The sequence below is a fragment of the Bradyrhizobium zhengyangense genome (assembly GCF_022012435.1).
GTDB lineage: Bacteria > Pseudomonadota > Alphaproteobacteria > Rhizobiales > Xanthobacteraceae > Bradyrhizobium > Bradyrhizobium zhengyangense.
Map to the genome: position 1 here is coordinate 1554931 of NZ_JAKLUA010000001.1, position 3714 is coordinate 1558644.

Annotated in this window: 4 protein-coding genes; 3 read left to right on the plus strand and 1 reads right to left on the minus strand. The window is 65.9% G+C overall.

Annotation, left to right across the window (positions count from 1 at the left end):
* The first annotated feature begins 83 nt into the window (after positions 1 to 83).
* From cobU to bluB, 3 genes are read left to right on the plus strand one after another with little or no spacing between them, the layout of a single operon-like run.
* A complete protein-coding gene (cobU, locus tag L6637_RS07505) occupies positions 84 to 587 on the plus strand; it encodes a bifunctional adenosylcobinamide kinase/adenosylcobinamide-phosphate guanylyltransferase (RefSeq protein WP_237869800.1) in 504 nt (167 codons plus the stop codon).
* Complete coding sequence (cobS, locus tag L6637_RS07510) at positions 584 to 1369, plus strand: adenosylcobinamide-GDP ribazoletransferase (protein WP_237869802.1); 786 nt, start codon at positions 584 to 586, stop codon at positions 1367 to 1369. The genes cobU and cobS overlap by 4 nt, the downstream gene beginning before the upstream one ends.
* Before the next feature lie 3 nt (positions 1370 to 1372).
* Complete coding sequence (bluB, locus tag L6637_RS07515) at positions 1373 to 2005, plus strand: 5,6-dimethylbenzimidazole synthase (protein ID WP_237869804.1); 633 nt, start codon at positions 1373 to 1375, stop codon at positions 2003 to 2005.
* 7 nt (positions 2006 to 2012) lie between these two features.
* Here the strand turns inward: bluB and L6637_RS07520 are convergent, their stop codons facing one another.
* Positions 2013 to 3707, minus strand: coding sequence for a ShlB/FhaC/HecB family hemolysin secretion/activation protein (locus L6637_RS07520; protein ID WP_237869806.1), 1695 nt, complete (start codon positions 3705 to 3707; stop codon positions 2013 to 2015).
* Positions 3708 to 3714 lie beyond the last annotated feature (7 nt).

Here is a 3714-nt window from a genome sequence, read left to right on the forward strand (position 1 = left end):
GACAAGCGCAAGCCCCTGATCGGCTGATTTCGGCTTTGTCTTTGGCCGCGATTGGTGATTAGTCAGGCCCACAGGAGACTTTGATGGCCGTCATCTTGATCACGGGCGGAGCGCGATCGGGCAAGAGCAAGCGTGCGGAAACGCGCGCGCGTGCGTTTCCCGGGCAGCCCGTCTATGTCGCGACGGCCGAGGCGCTTGATGCCGAGATGGAGGCGCGCATCGCAAGGCACCGCACGCGGCGCGGAACCGACTGGATCGAGCGCGAGGTGCCGCTCGATCTCGTGCCCGCGCTGATCGCAAGCGATGGCGGCGGTGCGCGGCTGGTGGACTGCCTGACGCTGTGGCTCTCCAATCTGATGCATGCCGAGCGCAACTGGGAGCACGCGGTGAGCGACCTCGCCGCCGCCCTGCCCCGTCTCAAGAGCCCCGTTGTCTTCGTCACCAACGAGGTCGGGCTCGGCATCGTCCCCGACAATGCGCTGGCCCGCAGCTTTCGCGACGCTGCCGGCATCATGAACCAGACCATTGCAGCCGCCGCCGACGAAGTCGAGTTCGTGGTCGCCGGCCTGCCGATGAAGCTGAAATGACGCCGCGCGCCGACATCCTGAAAGACGTCGTCGCCGATCTCAGGATCGCGGCGTCCTTCGTCACGATCTTCCCCGTGGCCTCGTCGAAGCCATCTGGCGAAGGCACCGTCGCGCGCGCGACCTGGGCGCTGCCGGTCGCGGGATTGCTGGTTGGGCTTGCGGGCGCTTTCGTCTACAAGGTCGTCATTCGCGTTGGACTGGCGCCGAACCTCGCCGCCCTGCTCGCGCTCGCGACGACCGCGCTCATCACCGGCGCGCTCCACGAGGACGGGCTTGCCGATACCGCCGACGGGCTCGGCGGCGGCCGCACGCGCGAGCGCAAGCTCGAGATCATGCGCGACAGCCGGATCGGCAGCTATGGTGTCTGCGCACTGATCCTTTCATTCGGCCTGCGCTGGAGCGCGCTTGCGGCGATCGCCAATCCCTGGGCTGTAATGCTCGCGCTCGTCTCTGCGCATGCCGCAGCGCGCGCGGGCTTACCCGCCTTCATGTCGTTGGTCGCCCCGGCGCGTTCCGACGGACTTTCGGCGAACGCAGGAGCGCCGCCGGGCCGCAGCGTGGCCACGGCCTTCGGTCTCGGAACGCTCGTGCTTGCGCTGGCGCTCGGGCCGGCCAAGGCGCTTGTCGGCCTTGTCCTGCTATCAGCAGCCGGATTGATCCTGGCGCGACTTGCCATTCGCCAGATCGGCGGACAGACCGGCGACATCCTCGGCGCGTTCGAGCAGGTCGGCGAGATCCTGATCCTGCTGGTCGCGGCCGCCTTCCTCCACGGCGGAGGATGAACCATGGTCGAGTTTGACGATAGCTTCCGCCGGCAATTGCGCGAGCTGTTCGTGTGGCGCCGCGACGTGCGCCGCTTTCGCAGCCGGGCGCTGCCTGACGGCGCCGTGGAGCGGCTGATCGACACCGCCTGCCTGTCGCCCTCCGTCGGCCTGAGCCAGCCGTGGCGCTTCGTCATCGTCGATGATCCCGCGCGGCGCCGCGCCGTGATCGACGACTTCAAGGCGTGCAATGCCGATGCACTCAACTGCTATTCCGGCGAGCGCGCGGCGCGCTATGCCACGCTCAAGCTCTCGGGTCTCGAACAGGCGCCTTGCCACCTCGCAATCTTCGCCGAAAAGTCCAGCGACATCGGCCACGGCCTCGGCCGCGCCACCATGCCGGAGACGACAGAATATTCCGTGGTCGCGGCCATCACCGCGATGTGGCTCGCCGCGCGCGCCGAGGGCATCGGGCTCGGCTGGGTCTCCATCCTCAATCCGCAGCGCATCCACGGCGTGCTCGACCTGCCGGCCTCCTGGAAGTTCATCGCCTATCTCTGCATCGGTTACCCCGAGGCCGAGTGCGACCAGCCCGAGCTCGAGCGGGCGAAGTGGGAGCATCGGCGGGACGCGAGCGAGTTCACGCTGCGGCGATAGAGACGGCTTACGACTTGCTCTTGTCGACCACAGCCGCCACAGGCGTGGCGGTGTGCTGCTTCTCGAACATCAACAGCGGGCGAAAGACGACGCGGCCATACGCCTCGTAATGGTGCTGGGTCGAGACCGCATTCTTAAGCGGTGTCGCGTAATTGGCCTCGAACGTCATGAACTGCGCATAGGTCCAGGAGAAGCCGACGCCGACGGAGGCCATTTCGGTGATGCCGGGGGCTGTCGAATACACCGCACCCCAGTCGGTGAAGATGTAGGTGTCAAATCCCCGCAGCCATTGCGACCAGTTGTAGTGCAGCTCGGCGTTGAAATAATAGCCGCTGTCGCCGGACGCCGCGTTGGACGGATAGCCGCGCACCGTCGTCGGACCACCGATCGTAAAGATCTGGTCGCCCGGCAGCAGCTTTTCCTGCGTGTACTGCCAGCTCGCCAGCACATTGGTGCTGAAATTGGGGGGACCGGCCGCGCTGGTCGCACTCAGCGAGCCGGTATAGGTGTTGAACGTGCGGTTGTTGCCGAGCACGTGGTCCTGCCATTCGATGTAGTTCACGGCGGGCGAGACCGTGATCGAATAGGTGTTGCCGGAATTGGTCACGGAGACGCCGGCCGTGGCCTTGTCATAATGGTCGTCGGTCACCGCAACCGTCGAGAAGCGGCTCACCGTCTTGCCCTCGGTCTCGGCGGCGTTGAGCAGCACCAGCCAGTTCTGCGTCGCCCAGACCGGTTGGCTGAAATTCACCGCGGCCTGGCTCGACCGCCCGGTGACGTCGAGCGCGACGAACGGCCCCTCGATGATCTTGATCTTGCCTTCGGTATAGCTGACGCCGACGCGTCCGCCCCAGGGATTGACCGGCACGCTGTAGGCGACATTGCCGTTGAGGTTGCCGTCGGAGCGGACGCCGTAGAAGGTCAGGCGGTCGTCGACGCCGAACAGGCTGTGGCGCTTGTAGAAAGTGCCGCCCTCCCAGCGCCCGGTGTTTTCGGAGCCCTGGTTGTCGACGAAGAGCTGCCAGGTGTCGACCGGCGGCTCGATCACCGCGAACTGGAGATCGGTCAGGCCGAAGCTCGTGCCGGGCTGGAGCAGCGCCTTGATCTGCACGTCGTTGGTCCGGTTGAACCAGGTCACGTCGCGATTGAGCTTGGGAACGTCGAGGACCTCGCCTTCCGGCTCCTGCACCCGCTGGAGGATATAGTCGGTCCGGGTCTGCTGGTTGCCCTCGACGGTGGTCTTCTGCAGCCGGCCTTCGGTTAGCTTGATCTTGACCGTCCCATCCTTGGGATCCTGATCCGGCAGCGTCGCGATGCCGGTGACGATGCCACGCTCGGTGTAGATGGCGTTGATGTCCGCGACGATCTGCAACAGCGTCGCGATATCGACATTCTTGCCGACATATTTCTTGGCGATCTCATCGAGCTCGGCCTGCGTGATGAACTTGGACGGGTCGAACTCGAGCTTGCGCAGGCGGAATTTCGGGCCGCCCGGCTTCATCAGCGGGGACTTTTCCCTTTGGCCACCGACCACGGCGGGACCGTTCAGCTTGGGCGGCGCGCTCTGCTGTTCGAACTGGCGGCGTTGCCGGTCGACGTCGTTCTGAATGGCGCCGGGATTGATCGAGGGCACCTGCGCGCGCGCGGCGACGATGCTCGACGCCGCAAGCCCGATCCCCAGCGCTGCCCCCAGAATCCGCATCCCAGAC

Excerpts from the sequence above, each read along its gene's own strand:
- cobU (WP_237869800.1), top strand. The coding sequence starts at position 84 with ATGGCCGTCATCTTGATCACGGGCGGAGCGCGATCGGGCAAGAGCAAG.
- cobS (WP_237869802.1), top strand. The coding sequence starts at position 584 with ATGACGCCGCGCGCCGACATCCTGAAAGACGTCGTCGCCGATCTCAGG.
- bluB (WP_237869804.1), top strand. The coding sequence starts at position 1,373 with ATGGTCGAGTTTGACGATAGCTTCCGCCGGCAATTGCGCGAGCTGTTC.
- L6637_RS07520 (WP_237869806.1), bottom strand. The coding sequence starts at position 3,707 with ATGCGGATTCTGGGGGCAGCGCTGGGGATCGGGCTTGCGGCGTCGAGC.